The 22,026-nt window shown below is 30.2% G+C and carries 20 protein-coding genes; all 20 read right to left on the bottom strand.

All coding sequences use genetic code 11. The annotated features are described in order from the left end of the window. Positions 1-1,530 (bottom strand): hypothetical protein (locus AACQ14_RS18265; RefSeq protein WP_339365023.1); only part of this gene is annotated, 1,530 nt, incomplete at its 3' end. 209 nt (positions 1,531-1,739) lie between these two features. Continuing rightward, entirely contained in the window at positions 1,740-4,169 is a 2,430-nt protein-coding gene (locus tag AACQ14_RS18270) for a glycosyltransferase family 2 protein (RefSeq protein WP_339365024.1), read from the bottom strand. 42 nt (positions 4,170-4,211) lie between these two features. Next, the gene (locus AACQ14_RS18275) at positions 4,212-5,291 is read right to left on the bottom strand and encodes a tetratricopeptide repeat-containing glycosyltransferase (protein ID WP_339365025.1); all 1,080 of its coding nucleotides are present in this window, start codon (positions 5,289-5,291) and stop codon (positions 4,212-4,214) included. 619 nt (positions 5,292-5,910) lie between these two features. Further along, on the bottom strand, positions 5,911-6,585 hold the full coding sequence (locus AACQ14_RS18280) for a hypothetical protein (protein ID WP_339365026.1): 675 nt from the start codon (positions 6,583-6,585) through the stop codon (positions 5,911-5,913). Positions 6,586-6,674: 89 nt separating this feature from the next. Beyond that, positions 6,675-7,241 (bottom strand): TetR/AcrR family transcriptional regulator, encoded by a 567-nt coding sequence (locus AACQ14_RS18285; protein ID WP_339365027.1) that lies wholly within the window; start codon positions 7,239-7,241, stop codon positions 6,675-6,677. Between the two features lie 98 nt (positions 7,242-7,339). After that, positions 7,340-8,101, bottom strand: coding sequence for an amino acid ABC transporter ATP-binding protein (locus AACQ14_RS18290; RefSeq protein ID WP_339365028.1), 762 nt, complete (start codon positions 8,099-8,101; stop codon positions 7,340-7,342). A gap of 13 nt (positions 8,102-8,114) precedes the next feature. After that, a complete protein-coding gene (locus AACQ14_RS18295) occupies positions 8,115-8,765 on the bottom strand; it encodes an amino acid ABC transporter permease (RefSeq protein ID WP_339365029.1) in 651 nt (216 codons plus the stop codon). 66 nt (positions 8,766-8,831) lie between these two features. Then, positions 8,832-9,635, bottom strand: a complete 804-nt coding sequence (locus AACQ14_RS18300) for an amino acid ABC transporter substrate-binding protein (protein WP_339365030.1) — start codon at positions 9,633-9,635, stop codon at positions 8,832-8,834. Positions 9,636-9,890: 255 nt separating this feature from the next. Beyond that, a complete protein-coding gene (locus tag AACQ14_RS18305) occupies positions 9,891-10,082 on the bottom strand; it encodes a ferredoxin (protein ID WP_339365031.1) in 192 nt (63 codons plus the stop codon). An 83-nt stretch (positions 10,083-10,165) separates the two neighbouring features. Next, positions 10,166-11,080 (bottom strand): aldo/keto reductase, encoded by a 915-nt coding sequence (locus AACQ14_RS18310; RefSeq protein ID WP_339365032.1) that lies wholly within the window; start codon positions 11,078-11,080, stop codon positions 10,166-10,168. A gap of 17 nt (positions 11,081-11,097) precedes the next feature. Further along, the gene (locus AACQ14_RS18315; RefSeq protein WP_339365033.1) at positions 11,098-11,484 is read right to left on the bottom strand and encodes a hypothetical protein; all 387 of its coding nucleotides are present in this window, start codon (positions 11,482-11,484) and stop codon (positions 11,098-11,100) included. 88 nt (positions 11,485-11,572) lie between these two features. Then, positions 11,573-12,271 (bottom strand): L,D-transpeptidase family protein, encoded by a 699-nt coding sequence (locus AACQ14_RS18320; RefSeq protein WP_339365034.1) that lies wholly within the window; start codon positions 12,269-12,271, stop codon positions 11,573-11,575. Between the two features lie 201 nt (positions 12,272-12,472). Then, on the bottom strand, positions 12,473-13,135 hold the full coding sequence (locus AACQ14_RS18325; RefSeq protein WP_339365035.1) for a class I SAM-dependent methyltransferase: 663 nt from the start codon (positions 13,133-13,135) through the stop codon (positions 12,473-12,475). Between the two features lie 160 nt (positions 13,136-13,295). Then, on the bottom strand, positions 13,296-14,615 hold the full coding sequence (locus AACQ14_RS18330; RefSeq protein ID WP_339365036.1) for an L-cysteine desulfidase family protein: 1,320 nt from the start codon (positions 14,613-14,615) through the stop codon (positions 13,296-13,298). Continuing rightward, on the bottom strand, positions 14,616-15,296 hold the full coding sequence (locus tag AACQ14_RS18335; RefSeq protein ID WP_339365037.1) for a GntR family transcriptional regulator: 681 nt from the start codon (positions 15,294-15,296) through the stop codon (positions 14,616-14,618). It abuts the gene before it with no gap. Positions 15,297-15,320: 24 nt separating this feature from the next. Beyond that, entirely contained in the window at positions 15,321-16,151 is an 831-nt protein-coding gene (locus AACQ14_RS18340) for a carbohydrate ABC transporter permease (protein ID WP_339365038.1), read from the bottom strand. Between the two features lie 13 nt (positions 16,152-16,164). Beyond that, positions 16,165-17,034 carry a carbohydrate ABC transporter permease gene (locus tag AACQ14_RS18345; RefSeq protein WP_353514027.1) on the bottom strand — a complete coding sequence of 290 codons (870 nt, stop codon included), beginning with the start codon at positions 17,032-17,034 and terminating at the stop codon, positions 16,165-16,167. A gap of 82 nt (positions 17,035-17,116) precedes the next feature. Beyond that, on the bottom strand, positions 17,117-18,517 hold the full coding sequence (locus AACQ14_RS18350; protein ID WP_339365040.1) for an ABC transporter substrate-binding protein: 1,401 nt from the start codon (positions 18,515-18,517) through the stop codon (positions 17,117-17,119). A 26-nt stretch (positions 18,518-18,543) separates the two neighbouring features. Further along, entirely contained in the window at positions 18,544-19,500 is a 957-nt protein-coding gene (locus AACQ14_RS18355) for a uroporphyrinogen decarboxylase family protein (RefSeq protein WP_339365041.1), read from the bottom strand. A gap of 290 nt (positions 19,501-19,790) precedes the next feature. After that, positions 19,791-21,971, bottom strand: coding sequence for an alpha-galactosidase (locus tag AACQ14_RS18360; protein WP_339365042.1), 2,181 nt, complete (start codon positions 21,969-21,971; stop codon positions 19,791-19,793). Positions 21,972-22,026 lie beyond the last annotated feature (55 nt).

Raw genomic sequence — 22,026 nt, forward strand, 5'->3', positions numbered from 1 at the left:
CTTGATTTCCTCTAAGCCGTAGCTTGGATTCTCGAGTATTGACTCAATATTTTTTACTTCACTCTTGATTTCTTCTAATCCGTAGCTTGGGTTCACAAGAATTGATTCAATGTTCATTACTTCGCTCTTGATTTCTTCTAATCCATAGCTTGGGTTCAGAATGTTGGATTCAATGTTTGATATCTCACTCTTGATTTCCTCTAATCCATAGCTTGGGTTCTCTAACAGTGACTCAATATTTATTACTTCGCTCTTTATTTCTTCTATTCCAAAACTTGAGTTTTCAAGGATGGATTCAATGTTTGATATCTCACTCTTGATTTCCTCTAATCCATAGGATGGGTTCTCTAACAGTGATTCAATATTTATTACTTCGCTCTTTATCTCTTCTATTCCAAAACTTGAGTTTTCAAGGATGGATTCAATGTTCCCTACTTCATTCTTGATTTCTTCTAATCCATAGGATGGGTTCAGAATGTTTGATTCAATGTTTGATATCTCATAGGATGGGTTCTCTAACAGTGACTCAATATTTATTACTTCGCTCTTAATTTCTTCTATTCCAAAACTTGAATTTTCAAGGATGGATTCAATGTTCCCTACTTCATTCTTGATTTCTTCTAATCCATAGGATGGATTCTCTAACAGTGATTCAATATTTTTTACTTCACTCTTTATCTCTTCTAACCCGTAACTTGGGTTTTCTAATGTTGACTCAATATTTATGACTTCAATCTTGATTTCTTCTAATCCATAGGATGGGTTCTCTAACAGTGATTCAATATTTTTTACTTCACTTTTTATCTCTTCTAACCCGTAACTTGGGTTTTCTAATGTTGACTCAATATTTATGACTTCGCTCTTGATTTCTTCTAATCCGTAACTTGGGTTCTCTAACAGTGATTCAATATTTATTACTTCACTCTTGATTTCTTCTAATCCGTAGCTTGGATTCACAAGTATTGATTCAATGTTAATTACTTCGCTCTTGATTTCTTCTAATCCATAGCTTGGGTTCAGAATGTTAGATTCAATGTTTGATATCTCACTCTTAATTTCTTCTAATCCATAGCTTGGGTTATCGAGCATTGATTCTATATTTATTATCTCACTCTTGATTTCTTCTAATCCATAGGATGGATTGGTTACTTCGCACTCTATGTGTTTGATTTCCTTTTTGATCTCTTTTAGACCATATTTAGGGTTATAAAGTATCTTTTCAATAGCTGCTACTTCACATTTTATCTCTTTTAATCCAAATAATGGATTAGTAAGTAATTTTTCAATTCTTTTCAATTGTTTTTTAATACATTTTATATTACCTTGTGATTTACTTAACCAACATTCAATGTCTTTAATTTCTATTTTTATTTCTTCTAAGCCAAACTCTGGATTCGTTACCCAATATCTAACACAATTTAATTCTCTCCTAAGTATCTTTAATAAGCGTTGTAAATATTTAATTTCACAATCACGGTCTTTAGAACAATACCATATTGTATCTTCGTATTTTTTTTTAATATAAATCACTCCTTTACAATTTTATATTTTTTCATATGTTTAATCCTTTAATAGATACTACTGCATTATTTATCCCTAATATATAAAATTTTTTCAATTAGTACTTTTTTTACTATATGGCTTGTATTATATTATTAATATCCCATTAATACATTATATTGAAGAATTCTTTAAACGTTACAATTAATCAGCATAAATATACTCGTATTAATATTCAATTACTCTCGCCATTCAATTAATCTTGGTTGTTCATCCAATATAGATTCATATTGTTCTTTCCATCCATACTTTGCCTCAGCGTCTAATACCTTATAACGATTATATTTCATTAATCGATCTTCATATTTTGCCCATCCATAATGCTTTAACCTTAATTGGCACTTAGCTGATGGTAACAATTTAATATTATAAGGTAATCTACCACAATGCTGCGGTTGTTCTAACCATTTATATGAAAAATCTCTTTGATATCGTATTAGAAATGGTCTATATGTTTTATGAGCACTCCAATATTTGTCATCTCTATAATGATTATGATCCCAGAAATCATATAATCTAAAATAATAGACATCAATCTGTTTTTGATTAATAAGCTGTTTTATTTCATGAACTATAGCTTCTTCAAATATCTCATCGGCATCCAGACTTAATATCCAATCTGGATTAACTTTTATGGTTTCTTCCCATTGTTGTTTTCTAAGTTCAATTTCATTTTCAAATTTTGATTTAGAATTTTTTATAATATGAATAGGAATATCTACTAATATTTGTTGACATAATTCCACACTGTTATCATGACTCCCATCATCAATGATGACTGCTTCATCAATGTATTTTTTTGCATGTGCAAGTACCTGTTCTAGGTATCTATCAGCTTCATTCTTAATGACCATTGATAGAACTAGTTTATTATTCTTTTCTTTATAATATCTTGTAAATGTGTTTTTCTTAATACTAAGCTCAGCATTCTTAAATTGATTAAGAAATATCTTTGCACCATCTATATCTGATTCTCTATAAATATGATAGGCAGGATTTCTTGTGTCTACAAAAAGCTTATGACCAAGTACCTTTGCTCGTATGCAAAAGTGTCTATCTTCACCCCAATAATCCACATTTTCTATCTCTTTAAAATTAACACCACTTAATAATGCTTTTCTACTAATTAACGTACACGCACCCAATCCTCCTACTTCATAAATACCAGGTGTATTTAATTTTTGCATAAATGCGTTAAATCTTTTTGTCATTTCTTCATTAGATAGTTTTTCTTCTCTTTTTTTATCCATTATACAATATGCACCAGATAACCATACATTTGGCATAAGAGGTTGGTTAGGATTCCATTTTGTCCAGAAGATATTGGATATTATATCTTTTTCTGTATGCATTAATTGTTCAATTGTTTGAGGGTGCATAAGTAAATCTGAATCAATAAGAAATAAAAAATCATAATTATTGTTTATTGCTTCTTCTATTATACGATCCTTATACCTTGCAACTTTCCATATTAAATCTTCTTTCCAATAGTGAGACTCATCATTGCATATATAATCAGCATTTTTAATACCATTTATTACACTAACCCTACTCTCTCTATCCTTAAACTGATATAGTAACTTGCTTGATACTTCATCACTATTATCATCATAAAATAAATAGTCTATATCTATATTTTTTCTAATGGTGTTTTTTAATGACTGCAAAAATAGTTTTAGTATTTCAGGCTTTTGGTGTACAGGACTAGCTATAAGAACTCTCTTATTACTGGTTTGATTCACCTTTATATTTGATTTATTCGATATATTCTCTATTTTGGATAGAGCTATTTTTTTGAATTGATTATTATGATGAATAGCTTCAAGTTGTAGCAAACCGTATATACCATATTGATTAATTAAGCCGTCAAGATTTTTATTTGTTTCTTCATGAATATTCTCCATTTTCATACGTTGTACAAGAGATATATGGAATACTCTTATAGATAATAAAGCTTTGGGTTTCCAATTATTTTTTATTCCCATATAATAACGATATCCAAGAAGAATGGAATCATCTTCATATCCTTGTTTTCCCTTTAGAAACTGTACATCATAACCACCTATTTTTTTTAATATTTCGGCCTTATGTATGACAGGGTGAACGAGTCCTTCACAAATTTCATCTTTCGTTAATTGAGGTAATAATGATAATAGTTCTTCATAGCTAGATGGTATGTCGGTACTTTTTATGCCTTTTTCCTCAGGATGTAATTCACCATAACCTGTTAATATTCCTGGTGATATCATAGGCTCATTACTATTTTCTAAGTAATTTATAATTGTCTTTGACCAATGAGGTGTAAATATCATATCTAAATGAATTTCCGAAATGTATTTAACTTCTGGCATATTTACCCATATATATTCAAAACATTTTTGTCTACCTACAGGTATGCCAACATTCTCTCCATCTCCAAGAATGATAGACCGAATAGGATACTGCTGTAAAAATAATTCTAACTGTTTTTTTTTCAGAAGACCTTGATTATACACAACTAACACTTGATCAAGTGTACTTTTGCAAAGACTATTTAAACAAGCATGGGCCATCTTTAGATCTTCCTTGTTCATTATCATTAATGGTATTGTATGAGCAATAATAGGCATATAATCCCCCTTAATTTTATATTATTTATTTTCCTAAATATCTTATTTTGTTGAAGTATATGATTGAAGTATATCAAAGAATTTTTTATTATGTAGATATATCTTATCCTCTGGTTTGTACTCACCAGCTATATCATTATATTTTTTTGCTTCTTCAATATTACCTATTTTGTAATAGCAGGCACATAATTCCATATTTGGTCTATACCCCCAACTATCGTGTGTCACACTTGCCCATGTTTTAGGTTTTTCCAGTTTTGTTGCCTCTTTATACCAATAGATTGCTTTGTCATACTCCTTGTATATTTTAAAATGTTCTCCAATCATACAACAGATTTCAGCTCTAGGTATACCAAACTCAAAACTCCTTAATAAACACCTTAGGGCTTTTTTATCCTCTTTTCTTATATAATAACATTTTGCAAGATCCATACATGCATCCAGATAATAAGATATAAATTCACCCTCCGAATCTAAAAACATGGTGTAAAACTTAATCGCTTCATTAAATTTTTTATTTGCATATAATTCTCTAGCATAATAAAAGGTATTCCTATCGTTTAACCCCTCGTTTTTTAATATGTTCTCAAGTATTTTTAAATTCCTATCACCACTACTATGCATTTTTCTATGAGTTATACAGATATCACTATTAAAATATTTACCATGTATTTTTACATATTCATGTACAGGATTTTCCCATTCATAATTCTTACTTCTCTTAAGTAACCTTTCTCGTGTGAAAGTTGTTTTTGGTGTACCTTTATCATCTACTTTAATATTGTATTTCATCATAACAATGTCAATTTCTGGGTTCATTACTTTTTTTAATTGTATTAATTTCTCTCTATCCTTTTCAAGTAATACATCATCTGCATCTAACCACATAATATATTCTTTTGTTGCTTTGGAAAAAGAATAATTTCTTGCAGCTGCAAAATCATTAATCCACTGAAAATCATATATCTTTGTTGTATACCTACCTGCAATATCTTTAGTTTTATCTTTAGATCCCGTATCAATAATAATTATTTCATCTACTATATCTTTAATCGTATCTAGACATCTAGCTAAAGTATCTTCTTCATTTTTTACAATCATACACAAACTTATGGTTATCATATAGTCACCTACGATAAAATATCTCATAATATTTTATGTTTATATTCATATACCGTGATTACTTATAGAAGAAAACTAAGTTTTGTATACTGTTCAGACTGTGAATAAAATTCATGGCTTCTACATCTGTTACTCTAAGTCCTATAAATCATGAAACATTGCCCTCTAGACCAAGTTTGAATATCTAGCGTGTGAAATTTGTATTCATAGTCATTTATTCTCCTTCCCCCATAATCAATGCTTACTACAATATACATATAGCTTTCATTTTTGTCTTTTAGGCAAAAGAATCTCAGCATTCTGTTCTGGATATAACTTTACTAATTGCACTCGGTCAAAAGACAAATAAGCAACAAACGAAATATAATGATTTTTAGTCATCTCATGTTTAATAATTATATTTATATATATAACTCTACTTAGGAGTAGATGTACTATCTGTTATTATGAGATTAGGCTGGAAGGAAACAACTTCTTCTTTTAATTCTTTTTTATGTATAATATCTATCAACATTTTTGCAGCTTCCTGTCCCATTTCATATGTAGCATTGCCACTTCATATGCTCTCAAAGCGTTAAAATCATGCATGTAAGCAGCATTACATATGTTAGTTTTTAATCTATATTTTCAATTTAAGCTCTTTTTTAAATCCATAATAACCCATCAAAACAATCCATACATAAGCTAATGTCTTAGGTATCATCAGTATACCTATTACAGGTAATGTATTGGATAAAAGGACAACAGGAATGTAAAATCCAAATGATAGTACAATTGCCAACCACATAAAACGAAATTCTTTGTCATTATGTTTCTTAGCTTCTTTATAGAATAGATAAATAATAATTAATCCTAGTAGTGCAAATGGTATATTACGGTAAATACCCCACTCATAGGATGCATTGTGTAGTAACCATTGATTCTGTGGAAACATACATAAAACAATTCTAAGAATAGCCAAACTATAGATGACATATGTAAAACTACTATACTTCTTAATATCATAACGTAATCTCCATATATGATATAAGATAACATAAAACACTGTCATAGTAATAGAAGTAATCAGTTTGCCAATACCAAGTGCAACTGCATTCGCTTCTAATCCTGTAGTTAATAGACCATATGCTCTTGGTATAAGATGAAAGGCATCACCACATCCTAAAATTATTGCCATAAAACCAAATAAGCGATACTGCACTTTATTCCCACTATGTTTCAATATGAAAATACCAATTGTGATAACTGTTCCTAGATAGAAAAAATCTAAAATTGTCTCCATGATTCCTTGCATAATAATACCTCCTTATGTCATTTGAACATTGTTCATTTTTATTTATAAAATAAATGCCTATTAATTTATGGCATTATTTTTTATTATATTTATATATATAAGATTCTTCTCAGTGTCTCTATAAAAAACTGTATATCTTGTTCTTTTCTACGAAGCATATCTAGCATACAATCGAATATAAATACTGATAATCGTTCCTTAGTAAAAGTACCTGTCCAAACACTAGACTTAATCGTCTTTTCTTCCGATAGAATCTTAACAAAGATCGTCTGTATCTTTGAAAAAAAATCGTGCTCTCTCTTTCTTCCAAAAGACTTATCACTTGATTTTAACAAAGATAATTGCTCTAACCAGTTTTCTTGGAATTGATTAAGATATAAAAACAGATTGTTATATATTTCTTCTATCTTTTCTATAAAACTTTTATCCATTGTTATAGATTTATTAATATCAATAAATGCATTTTCCCAAAAGTCCTCAACCACTGAAAAAAGCAACTCATTTTTGGTTGCGAATGAATTATATACTGTTCCAATAGAAATATCACATTTTCTAGCTACTGACCTAATATTAATTGCAGAAATCCCTTCTTTCAAAGCAATCTCTTTTGCAGCACTTAATATTTCTTCTTTTGGATTGTCAGAAAACTTTTTCATAAATATAACCTCCCATCTGAACATCGTTCAAATAAATTATACCATAATAATATTATAACTACAAGTTGAAATCAATCTGTATAGTATAATCTTAGTTCTTATAAATTAACTCTTTTGATAAAAGCTTTTGTTCTTTCATTCTTAGTATTACCAAATACCTCTTCTGGTGAATCTTGCTCCACTATAACTCCACCATCCATAAAAATAACATGATTGGCAACTTCTTTTGCAAAGCTCATTTCATGAGTTACTATTACCATAGTCATGTGTTCTCTAGCCAAATCTTTTATGACTTTCAACACCTCTCCTGTAAGCTCAGGGTCAAGGGCTGAGGTTGGTTCATCAAAAAATAATACCTTTGGATTAAGTGCTAGAGCTCTTGCTATTGACACACGTTGCTGCTGTCCACCTGATAGTTGACATGGGTAAGCATCCTCTTTGTCTGATAATCCCATTTTGACAAGCAACTCTCTGCCAATTTTATAAGCTTCTTTTTTGCTCTTTTTCTGTACATGAATAAGAGCATCAGTCACATTCTTCATTACTGAAAAATGAGGGAACAGATTAAAATTCTGAAAAACCAAACCATAATAGCTGTATATATTCCTTAACTCCTTATTAGAAGCATATTTCACTATTCCATTATCACCAGTACTTACAGCGCATTCTCCATTATAGAATATTTCACCTGAATCAATTCTTTCTAACATTGTTGCACATCTAAGCAATGTTGATTTTCCTGAACCTGATGGACCAATTATTGCCACAACTTTGCCTTGTTCTACATTCAAGGATATATTTTTGATTACCTCAAGGTCATCAAAGCTTTTTTTAAGATTATTTATTTCTAATAATTTCATTTACAATGATCTCCTATCTATAGTAATCCAAATTCTTCTCTATTTTTTCCATTACTGTCGCTACTATAAGGTTAAATACATAATAGAAAATACCCGCTACTACAAATGGAATCATATTTGATTGTGCAGATGCTATAGCTTTGGCTGCTGTAAACATCTCTGAGAAAGATATTACAAAAGCTAAAGAAGTATCTTTTACAAGTGTTATGACTTCATTAGTTATAGAAGGTAATATTCGTTTCATAACTTGAGGCAGGATAATCTTAATAAATGTCTGTACTCTATTGTATCCAAGAAGTTTAGCTGCTTCATATTGACCTACAGCCATAGATTCGATTCCACCTCTATATATTTCAGCAAAATATGCTGCATAATTCAATGAAAAACCTATGATTACTGCACCAAAACGATAACTTCTAGGCATACCTATCCCAAATAAATAATATGGTCCAAAATAAACCACCATCAGTTGCAGCATAAGCGGTGTTCCACGCATAATGGATATATATATCTTTATAATGTTCCTAAGTATAAGGTTTTTAGAAATCCTTCCTATTGATACTAATAGACCAAGAGGAAGAGATATCACCAAAGTAAGAGTGAATATCTCTATTGTTTTCAGCATACCTTCACCTAATTTAGATAATAAAACTAGTAAATCCAAGGTTATCCCCCTAACATTAATAAAAACGTAATACTGTGAAAAGAGGCTATGCCTCTTTATGTATAACTATTTCTTGATGGTGGTGATATCTTTTCCAAACCAATCAGTAGAAATTTTTTCTAGAGTACCATCATCAGCCATTTCTTCTAATGTTGTTTGTACTTTATCTCTTAGCTCTTCATTTCCTAGTAAAAATCCAACTCCATATCCTTCAGAAGCTAAAGATTCATCTAATATCACGAAGTCAGATTTCTTTTTCTCAATATGATAACCTGCTACAATATAATCCATTGCAACTGCATCAACTGCTCCTGATTGAAGATCCATCAAAGCCATGTTATAGTCTGCGGCTTTTATATAATCTCCAAAAGTATCTACTAGGTCTTGACGTTCAGATAATGCAGCTTCTGCACTGGAATCAGCTTGTGCTACAATAGTTTTACCAGCCAAATCAGCAAAAGTTTTAATATCTGAATCTTCTTTTACAACAAATACTTGTTTATTAGACATATATGCATCTGTCCAAGTATAATTATCTTCACGTCCAGTAATTGTAAATCCATTCCAAATACAATCTATGTTTCCAGACTTCAATTCCATATCTTTTGCATCCCAAGCTATAGGTTGTAGAACTAGCTCGTAATCTAAACGTTTTGCAACTTCAGCAGCAAGGTCAAGATCGAATCCAGTAAATTCTCCATCATCTCCAACAAATCCCATTGGTGGGAAATCTTGATCAAATCCTACTGTGAAAGTGTTTTTTTCTTCATCGCCTTCGCCATATGTATCGTCTGTAGTTTTTTTGTTTGAACAAGCTGTAACGCTTATTAGTAAAATGATTAGTGTGAATAGTAAATAACTCTTTTTCATAGTTGCTCTCCTTAATATTATCTCTTTTATAATTGTAAAGTAATTTCACCCTGCTATGTTATCACATTATCATATTAAAGTAAAGTTCAATTATTCTCTTAACCTCTTAATCACCAAAAAGTTTATTATCATATCTTAATTTAGTATATGATAATTTAATTAGTAAATATTTTTATAATCTTTTAAAAGATACTTACAAAAAGCAGGAAGATATCTATACTCTAATCTTCCTACTAGATTTATAATATAATTTATTTATTTAATATCTATTGCTTCCACTGGACATTGTTCTTCAGCATCCCTAGCATCTTCTAATGTATTGTCTGGTATCTCAATATCCTTAGCAATCGCTTTTCCTGTTTCATTATTCATTTCAAATATTTCTGGACATATACTTGGACATAGACCACATCCAATACAAGTCTCTTCATCAACAAATCCTTTCATAATCAATAACTCCCTTCTAATCAAGATATCTATACACTAATTTAGTATTCTCCAATTAAAAGATTATATTACAATAGATTTGATTATGGTAACTTATTTCCTGCTGCTCTATATATCTCATACCATTCTTGTCTAGATAAATTAACATCAGAAGCTTTGCAAATGTCTTTTAATCTCTTAAGATTAGTTGTTCCAACTATTGGCTGTATCTTAGCAGGATGTCTTAAAATCCAGGCTATAGCTATAGCAGTATTAGATACTTTCTTGATTTCTGCTATTTCATTTATTTTATTATTTAACTCTGGAAATTTATCGTTATCTAGAAATACTCCAGAAAAGAAACCATATTGGAATGGTGACCAAGCTTGGATTGTAATATCATTAAGTCTACAAAATTCTAAAACACTACCATCTCTATTTATAGAAGGATCTATCTTCATATTAACATTTAATCCAGAATCAATTATTCCTGTATTAGTAATACTAAGCTGTAATTGATTGATTATTATTTTATTCTTAAGATATTTATTTAGTAACTGTATCTGCATAGGATTTTGATTACTTACTCCAAAATGCTTTACTTTTCCACTTTCATAAAGATTTGAAAAAGCTTCAGCCACTACTTCTGGCTCCATTAGTGTATCGGGTCTATGAAGCAATAATACGTCTACATAATCTGTTCTTAATCTTTTTAAACTGCCTTCTACAGATTCAAGAATATGTTCTTTAGAAAAATCATAATAACCTTTTCTAATACCACATTTTGTTTGAATTATAATATTTTCTCTAATACTTGGATTCATATTAATAGCATCAGCAAAAACTTCTTCTGATTTTCCACCACCATAAATATCTGCATGGTCAAAAAAATTAATACCTTCTTCTAACGCTGTATTTATATGTTTTGAAGCTTCAGTTTTTGATAAATTATTTATTCTCATACACCCTAATGATATTTCGGATGCATTAATTTTATTAGATATTTTTATATTTTTCATAAGCTATCTTCCTTTGTCTATGATTCTAGTATTTTATTCCATTTTTTTAACTCATCGTTATCTGTTCCAACATTAGTTACTGTAACATTTGGATACTGCTTTAGTCTTTCTCTTACTTTCTTAGCAGTCATCATTACTTCTTTGTTTTTTGATATTGAAGTACCTTTTATCTGCTCATATAATGCTCCATCATTAATCTTAACTGTTATTTCCTTATCTCCAAATTCTTTTAGTTTCTTTAATAATGTGAGTAATGCCCAATGAGTGACAATTAAAGGCTTTTTGTATTCTCTCCAAACAGATTCTTTGCACACAAGTTCGTCATTATCATATATGCAATATCTAACTTCTATATCTTCATTTTCTTGATAAGTTGAAATCCCTACTAAATAAGCTGTAATCATGGTTACCTCCGTTAGTTATATAGTTTACCTTAGTTTAACACTTGTATTCATTTTTATCAATTATAAGTTAGTATAGTTTTTTATTCATTTATTCATATTGAATAAACCCAAGACTTTCATATAAAGTCTCAGTTATGTAATAAGATCTAGGTAATCCTTTATCATCTTGGTAAGCATAGATTGCCAGCTTCATTTGTTCACCGTATTTTCCATCGCAAAAACCTTTATAGTAGCCAAGTTCTCTAAGCCTCTTTTGAACAGCATAAACATCAGAACCAATGTTACTAGGTTTCAAGGTTCTAAAACCATCTCCAAATGGACCATATGGTCCCTTAACTATGGTAACCTTCGTTCCATAGGGGATATATTTCTTTAACTCCTTAGCCTCTTTATTATACATTCTAATACAACCTTTTGAAAGTCCACTACCTATACTCCACGGCTCATCTGTACCGTGTATACCGTATTTCCCCCAAGGTACATTTAACCCCATCCATGTTCCACCAAATCCTTCTCCCCAATTAGCTTTGCTTACAATGTTCCATGTACCTAGAGGCGATGGAGTACTATACTTACCCCCAGAAACTGGATATTGCTTATATATTTCATTCTCTTTAAAAACGTACATGATATAAGTATCAAGGTCTATATGTATAAAATAAGGATTATTCTTTTGGCTGAAAAACACCTCCAACAGATTTTCATTGGTCTTTTTCATACATATAAGGTTTGCTACACTCACAGCAAGTATTATAGATAATACAATTTTTATGTACATATATTTCATACTACTAATCTCCTTTAAGAATGTACTTAATAATACAAACTTGTTGCATCATATTAATAATATGAAATATAAACTGTCCATTATAACAAAAAATTACAACAGTATAAAAAAAGTTCACCTAAGTGAACTTATTTTATACTATAATGTCTTGAAGGATTTTCTATATGTTCCATAATTTCTTCTTTTCATATTGTCCAATAACTATTTTTTCCTAGCTATAATATTAAAATGCCTAGAAAAATAATTAGGATTTTCCATGTTATACTCTGTTTGTTCTATAGGAACGTTGATGAAATCAAAATGAACAAAATATTTTTTTATATCTTCAATATCTACATAAAAATGAGGTACATCCTTCTCAGTTTCGTGTTCATCTCTTAAGATGGTATTGTCATCAATCCTTTTATAATCATCAGCGTGTTGGTATGACCAAGTATTTTTAGAAATAAGGGTTATGAATAATTCTCCTTTACTCTTCAATACCCTTTTTATCTCATCTAGAGCTTTAATGAACCCTTTAGTATCTGTATGATAAATAACGTTATATGCTATTATACAATCAAATGTATCATTTTCAAAAGGCAATTCAAGCATATCACATACTTGTGTTTCAATATCCAGATGTTCTTTTTTAGCCCAGCTGTTAAGATGATTGATTCCATATTCAGATAAATCAACTGAATTAACCCTAAAACCGTTTTCTGAAAAAAATATGGAATGTCTTCCTAATCCACAACCTAAATCAAGGAACCTATTAAATCCTTTTGATGCCCACGAATTAGCCAAATAGCATGATTCTATTGAAGGGATTAACCAGTAGTCATCTTCATTCTTACTCCAATCCCAAGCTTTTGATTTTATCATAGTTCTACCCCTTTCTATTTAACAATAAATGTATATTACCATTACTTATAAAATAATACAAATATATATGTTAAATATACTAAAAATCATTTGCTAATAGAAACTATGATTTGAAAAATTCATATCAGGTTTTGCTAATTTTAAAATGAGTAATAAAAGTTTACTTTTCATCATATAATCGTGAGGCTGAATATAAAGTTTGGTTATTTAACATAACTTTCAATATTTCTTGGTCAGTTTCCTTCATACCATTTCCACCTATTTGCCCTATACTACTTATTGTATCTTCTATATTATCTTTAACAATTCCTTCACCTGGTTGGAAAACTCTATTATCCATAGCTAATTCATGTGCCATTATCGCTGCATCCACAGCAGAAGCTATCTTAGCTGCACATGAAGGTTTTGCACCATCACAAATCATCCCTGATACATTTGCCAAGGTGTTAGTAATTGTTGAACAAATTTGCTCATATGTACCATTATAGAGATATGTAATTCCAGCTCCACTACCACAAGCTGCACTTACAACTCCGCAGTATGCTGATAATCTGCCTATTTTTGTTTTTTGATGAATTGCAATGAGGTTGCTAAAGATTAACGCCCTTATTAAATGCTCTTCATCTACTTTTAAATACTTAGCATATTCAATGACTGGTAATGATACTGTAATACCTTGATTACCACTTCCTGAATTTATGATAACAGGTAAAATGCATCCACTCATACGGGCATCTGAACCAGCCGCAGTAACTGCCTTTGCCATTGTTTTTATTTCATGTAAACTGTTTTTTAACAAATTTGAGCCAACATTAGCTCCATAATAATTTTTTAATCCTTCACAAGAAATATCACTATTATACTTTATTTGTAACTTTATAATATTTTTAAGTTGACTAAGTTCAACTGTATCTGCAAATTCTTTAATATCTCTAACATTTAAACATGATCTATCAATCAAACTTCCATTAATATCTTCTGAATTATATAGTTTCTCTAAAATAACTTTATTATTCTTCTCTATTCTTACTATATTTGTATGAGTGTGCACTACTTCTACCAATGCACTATTATTTTGAGATTTAACTTTAACGATTATATGCAAATTAGCCTTACTAGTTAATAGCTCTACCTTACAATAATCAGTATTAATTAATTTTTTTGCCTCATCTATATTATCCTGAGTTACATCAGTTAATACTTCAAGCTCTTTTTCTGGTTTTCCTCCAATTACACCTATGATAGCTGCTGCTTTTATACCTCTCAGATTGCCAGAATTAGGAACAACAGCTCCTTTAACATTCTTAATGATATTTCCACTACTCTGAACAATAATTTCTTCGGGCAACTCACCTAAAACTTCCCTAGCTTTTGATGAAACATAAGCAATACTTGTGGGCTCTGTACACCCCAAAGCAGGAACAAGTTCTTCTTTTAATATGTTGATATAATTAATTATGTTACTTTCTGAAATTGCCATTTATATTTCACTCCCTAGTTTTCCATAATCACTTTGCATAAAATTCTCTTTCATGGAGGAGACATCCTTAATTAATATTTGTTCACATAAATTATAATCTTTATCTTTTAGTGCTTTTAATAATTTAATATGTGTTTCAGCATTAGCTCTACCCATATTTTCTCTGTTTTGCCATGTATCAAAATAATATTGTGTAGCACCTCTTGAACAAAACTTTAATATTGATTCAAGCGTATTATACATCCATTGGTTATTACTATAACTACATAACAAAAGGTGAAATTCCATATTTCTTTTCCAATGTTCAATAATATCATGTTGATCTATCATCTCTATAGTCTGATTTATATGTTGTTCTAGCTTATTAATCATATCCTCATTAATCCATTCTTTTGTTTTTCTAAATGCGGCCAATTCAACAACTACTCTAAGCTCAAGAACATCATGTAATTCTTTAGGTGTAATTTGAACTACTTGATAACCTAAACGAGGAATACTATTTAAAATATTTTCTTTGCAAAGCTCAACTAAAGCCTCTCTTATAGGTGACTTACTTACCTCATATTTCTCTATTAACATTCTTTCACTAATTATAGTATTAACAAGATATTCACCTTTAATAATATCTTGAAAAATAAGCTCATATACTTTATCTTTAATACTCTTATTATCTTTTGCCATCTTTTAACTCCCCTTTTTAATTGACTATCCTTTTACTGCACCAGTTGATAGTCCTGCTTTTTGAAATCTCTGTAATATTAAATATACCACTATTATTGGTACAATAGCAAATGTTGTTCCTGCCATTATTACAGGCCATGGTGTAGATAAACCATCACTGACTGGCAGTAATGATATTGAAACCATTAAAGTATATTTGGGTGTAGAACGCAAATATAATAAAGGCCAGAAAAAGTCATTCCATCTAGCAATGATTGTTAAAGCTGCCCATGAAGCTAAAGCAGGCTTAATAATTGGCACTATTATTTTTGAATATATAGCAAAATCTCCACATCCATCTATTCTTGATGCTTCCATGATTTCTGTAGGGACATCTACAATGTACTGACGCATATAGAATATACCTACTGCAGTAGCAATCCTAGGGATAATCAGTGACCATAAACTATTTATTAATCTAACTTTTCTCATGATTATAAATAGTGGAACTGCCCCTACTTCTGGAGGAATAAGCATTGTAGCTATCACAAAATAAAATAAGAATCTTTTTCCTGGAAAATCGTACTTCGCAAATGCAAATCCAGCCAAAGAACAAAAAAACAAAGTTGTGATTGTTCCTAATATAGTAGTAAAAAAGCTATTATACAGATTAGTCCCAACAGGAATTATATTAAATACATTTTTAAAGTTTTGTAGTGTAGGATTACTAATCCATAAAGAATTAAATCCACTTATGCTTTCGTTAGGTCCTTTTAAGGAGATTATACACATCCAAATTATAGGACACAAGCAAAAAAATACGATTATGCCAAGTATAATATAAACCAAGGCTGAAAATAATTTTTTCTTCGTCATATATGTACCCTCCTTATAAATTACCTTGTTTTCTCATAATACGAAATTGAATAAGAGATACAATTAGTAAAATTAATGTTAACATACATCCAATCGCAGATGCATATCCCATTTTAAATAAATTAAATCCTGTATCATACATATATTGGAAAAGTGACACATTAGATGTTCCTGGACCCTTTAATATATATGGTTCATTAAAAATTTTCCATGAATCTACTGTTAGAGTAATAAAGCAAAAGAACAGTATATTATATAGACTTGGTAACGTTATTCTAAAAAATTGTTGAAATATATTTGCACCATCTACTGTTGCAGCTTCATAATATTCTCGTGGTATATTAAGTAATCCTGATAATACTATAACAGTAAACCATGGTGTATTCCTCCATATATTCAAAATAATTACAGGTACTTTAGACATTTTTGTATTAGTAAGCCACCCAATGGAATCTATTCCAAACAAACCTAAAAATTCATTAACTAATCCAACATTTTCATCAAACAGCATACTAAATATAATTCCCATTGCTATTGCAGCACAAACATTAGGTAAGAATGTAACCGTTTTAAAAAAACTTCTTCCTTTAAGACGATTATAATTTAAAAATGCTGCAATAATTATAGATAATAGTAGTATAAAAATAACACCTGTTACCCAATAAATAAGTGTATTACTTATAGCATCCCAAAACATATAGTCTTTAAATAGTAGCTTATAATTATCTAAACCTACAGACTTAGGCTTTCCAATACCCTTCCATTCAGAAAAACTAATAACAACAGTCCATAACATTGGAAATAACTGAAATATCAAAAACAACAAGAAAAATGGAAGAATAAATAAGTATGGATATTTATATTTTTTTAACGTTTGTATAATTGTCATCTTTATCCCTGCCAATCTTATATTTGTTTTTCAAGGACTTTACCCGTAGATAAAATCCTTGAAGTTAAAATTGATTTTATTTAATTAATTCAGCTTTACCTATTTTATTTCTTAAATTTTTACCCATGTTTTTGATTGCCTCATCCATTGTCTGATCACCTGCAACATATTTTTCTAATTCTATACTAATAATATTATCAGCTTCTACATCTTGTGGTGTAACAACTAAATTAGTTGCACCATTCTCTAATGCTGCTCCTTCTATTTCCCTAAATGATTGACCTCCATAAAATTTTGAAGGTTCTTTCCAAAAATCATCTGCTAACAAATCTTTTGTAATAGGGTTTGCATAAGGTGCATTTTGTTCTTCCATTGCATTTACCCAATCTTCTCTTGCTTGTGCATCAAAATGGAAATCATACCATAATTTCTTACATAACTCTGCATATTTTCCACCTGGTTTATTAACAATAGCAAAATAAGATGAAACTGGAGCTCCTGCAACACCAACATTTTCAAACACTGGTGCACTTAATACTTTCCAATCTCCTGAAGTTTCAGTAACATTTTTCCTTAAAAATTCATCCCAGAAAGCTCCAATATAAAATGTTGCAACTTGGCCTTCTTTTACTGCATCGTAAAGAGCTGGTTCAAAAATAGGAGTTTTTAATAATAATCCTTCTGAGTACATTGTATCAAGGGTATCAAATGCCAATTTTGCACCTTCATCTGTGTCAATAACAACTTCTCCATCATCATCCCAAATTTTTGCATTTGCTTGTGGTAATAGACCTCTTCTTCCATAATATCTCCATGTTCTGCTACCTGGATCAATATAGGATAAATAAACTTTCCCATTACTTTTTTCTTTTAGTTCTCTACCAACTTCTATATACCCTTCGATGGTACTCATTCTTGATGGGTCAATATCATACTCTTCAAATAATTTTTGATTATAAAATAGTACTTGTGGTCTCACTGATTCTGGTAAAGCATATATTTTATCTCCTACTGTGGCATCATTTGTAGCACCATCTACAAGCTTGTCTTTTAAAGGTGTTATAAAATCTGCTACATCCATTAATAATTCACCTTGTCCAAGATCTAATAAGTTAACAGGATCGATATAAAGGGCATCTGGTAAATCTTCGTTAGCTCCTGATGCGTATGTCATTGTAATTTTTTCTCTTGAATCTGATGCTCCTTCAGTTTGTACAATCTCTATGCTTACTTCTGGTGCTATATCTCTATTTCTTTCTAGCCAAGCATCAAAATATTGTTGAAGATATTGTGGCTGTCCATAACCGTAAATTACTAGCTTTCCTGCTGGGAATACTTTTTTAGCATCCTTTTGTTCTTCTCCTGTACTAGGTGTATTAGTTGTAGAATCTTTTTCTGAACTCTTATCTCCACATCCAACAAATACTCCCATTAGTAAAGTTACTAACATCAAAACAGCAAAAATTCTTTTCTTCATAGTTAACCCTCCATAATATAATATTTTTATTTTTTGGTAGCGTTTACTGCTACATTTACACGCTTATAAGAAATTTCTGTAGGCAATGTACAATCAGCACCTAGGATAAATTTTTGTTTCCCAAAAGAATTAATTATAGATTTTACTTCTTGTTCTATTTCTTCATCAGTACCATCTACTAGTACACCAGCTCTGTTTTGTAATCCTCCCATTATTGTTACATCGCCAAATAATTTTCTTCCTTCTTCCAAAGAAATATTGTCTTCGTAAATACCCCAGTTTACAACATCTGATAATTTTATATATGATTTATATCTATCTAGATTTAACTTATCTTTACACATATGTAGAATATTATACCCATTATTTTGTTTAACTGTTTGTAAAATCATTTTATCAAGTGGTGCTATATACTTTTCAAACTCTTCATCTGTAAAATAATAATTTTCTCCACCTAATGCTGCATAGTATATACCATCTAATCCTATTTCAATATACTTTTCTGCTAATTGACACATACCCTCTGTTATACGTTTATAGGCATCAATCATAGGAGTTTTATTTTCTCTCATATGTGTACAAAACAATTCTCTTACTGGTTCATAACCATATATAGCTTCTATAGGATGTATAGAAGAAGCAACTGTTCCATGTAATGTACCAACCATAAAAGCATCTGGTTCACATTTGTCCAGTATTCTTTCAATCATTTCAATTTGAGCTGCCATAAAATCATCTTTTATTGAAATAGTTTTTATCTTATTCCAATCATCAGGTGTTTTTATGTCACCCATATATGGAACAAGATTTTCATTCATAATTTTAAAAATATCAGTATTTGTTTCTTTGAAGAATTTCAGATGAGATTTAATACCTGCTTCTCCGAAAGCTTCTTGTTCTGCAAAATGTAATGTAAAACAAGAAGGTACATGATCCACTTCTTTACCTTTGATAGCTGCGATTACTCTTTCTTTTTTATTCATAATTACCTACCTTTCATCTACTCATAGAAATAAAAACAATATTATCAAATAACATATATCAATAATGTTTGTACTGATATTACCAGTAATATTATTACTGTTATTATCACTAATAATATCACCAATAATACTAGAAGTCAATACTTTTCTGAGATAGTCAATTAACCCTTTACAAAAAGCGATAATAGCAATTATATAAACATACCTGCAAAAGCTTTATAATATAATAAAAAGGCATGTATGAAATATCATTATTTCACACATGCCTCATCTATTAACTAATATCTACTCTATACTTTTCTAATTCTGAATTTTACACTTTCAAAATCTTTTAACTCCGGCAAAGTTAATCCTAAGTTCATTAATTCATCTCCACCAAATATTCCTTCTAATCCATCTATCTTATAATTAAATTCTTCATTAAGCCCTCTACACCTTACTTGTTGGTCAACTGGATTAGGTTCAGCCAGAATAGTTGTATAGAATAAAGTTGCTTCAGTCTTATCCTTAGAAACAAAAATCCAAGCTCCATTGTTTTCTTCAAAAGGATTATTTAATCTATAATAATCTCCATATTGGATAAGCTGTCTATTTTCTTTATAGAAATCAATTTGCTCTTTTATTTCACTAATCTGTTTATCACTATATTTTGTAAGATCAAGTTCATAACCGAAATTACCTGACATAGCCACATTCCCTCTTGTATTAAGAGGTGTAGTTCTTCCTACTTGATGATTAGGTGTACTGGAAACATGACTGCCCATAGAAACAGGTGGATAAACCAAACTAGTGGAATATTGTATCTTTAATCTCTCTATAGCATCAGAATCATCACTAGTCCATATCTGAGGCATATAATATAAGATACCTGGATCAAATCTTCCTCCACCTCCAGAACAACCTTCAAATAGAATATCCTTATGTCTGGTTACAATCTCTTCCATAATATAATATAGACCTAACATATATCTATGAGATGTTTCCATTTGTCTGTCCCTAGGCAAGTCCATGGACATAACATCTGTTAAATATCTATTCATATCCCATTTTACATATTTAATTGGTGCACTTGAAAGTACTTTGGATACTGATTCGATAATATAGTCACAAACCTCTTTTTTGGATAAGTTTAGAACTAATTGATATCTGCATGTAACTCTTTCTCTATTTTCAACATGCAGACACCAGTCACTATGATTTCTATACAGGTCACTGTCAGGTGATATCATTTCTGGTTCAAACCATAATCCAAAATCCATATCCATGTTTCCAACATTCTTAGCTAGTTTTTCTAGTCCGCCTTCAATTTTATCAGTATTCACATACCAATCACCTAATGAACAGGTATCATCATCTCTTTTACCGAACCATCCATCATCTAAAACGAATAATTCAACACCTATTTCACTAGCTTTTTTAACAATATCTTCTAAACTTTCTCTTGTAAAATCAAAATATGTAGCTTCCCAGTTGTTAATTACAATAGGTCTTTGTTTTTCTTTCCATGTACCTCTCATTAAGTTTTCTCTATATAGGCTGTGATACTCACTTGACATACCACCAAGCCCTTCATTAGAATATACCATTACTACTTCTGGTGTCTGGAACCTTTCTTCTGGTTTTAACTGCCAAGAGAAATTCAATGGATTAATACCCATTAATACTCTAGTTCTATTGTGTTCACTTACTGATACTTCACCTAAGAAATTACCACTGTATACTAGGTTAAATCCAAATACTTCTCCATTTTCTTCTGTAGTATCAGGTGATATAAGTGCCATGAATGGATTATGTACATGACTGCTAGTTCCTCTTGCACTTCCAATGGATTGGATTCCTTGTACTAATTGTCTCTTGACAATTTGACGTTCTCTAGCCCAAGCTCCTGATAGTTGTAATAACTCATAATCAGAGTTCCTATAATCAACACAACAACTTTGTGCATTAAGTACTTTTAATGTTTGATATCCTTTATTTATGATCTGTACAGATTTTGTTATAACATTTCTATCATTGAATACTGTATAGTTCAATACTACCAAAAGATTGGCAACTTCATCTATCAGTGCTATCTCCAGTGTCTCTGCTTCATTTTCATCTGCATAAGTTGCAGGTAAGCCTTCTAATCTTTTTTTGCCTTTTATTATCTTATGAGAATCATATTTCAAATCAAGTATTCTAGAACCATTATTTTGTTCAATACTAAGAGCACCGCTTCTTAGATCTACATGACCAAATGTTGGATATTCTAGTAAAGCTGAATCAAGTGCATACTGATCGTTTTCTTCATTAGGTATTATACTCCAACTTTTTGCTTTGTTAGTATTAATTACATTATCATTGATATTTCTTATCTTTTTACCGTAATAAAGATGTATTAGATTATTGTATTTATCCGCTTTTAATATATAACTTACGTTTTTTCCTTGTATATGGAATATTTTTTTACTCTCATTATATTGTATTCCCATATCCATTTCTCCTCTCAAAGATATTTTACTATGAGTTTACCTTATTTTTCATTAC

The organism is Vallitalea maricola, assembly GCF_036985595.1.
GTDB lineage: Bacteria > Bacillota > Clostridia > Lachnospirales > Vallitaleaceae > Vallitalea > Vallitalea maricola.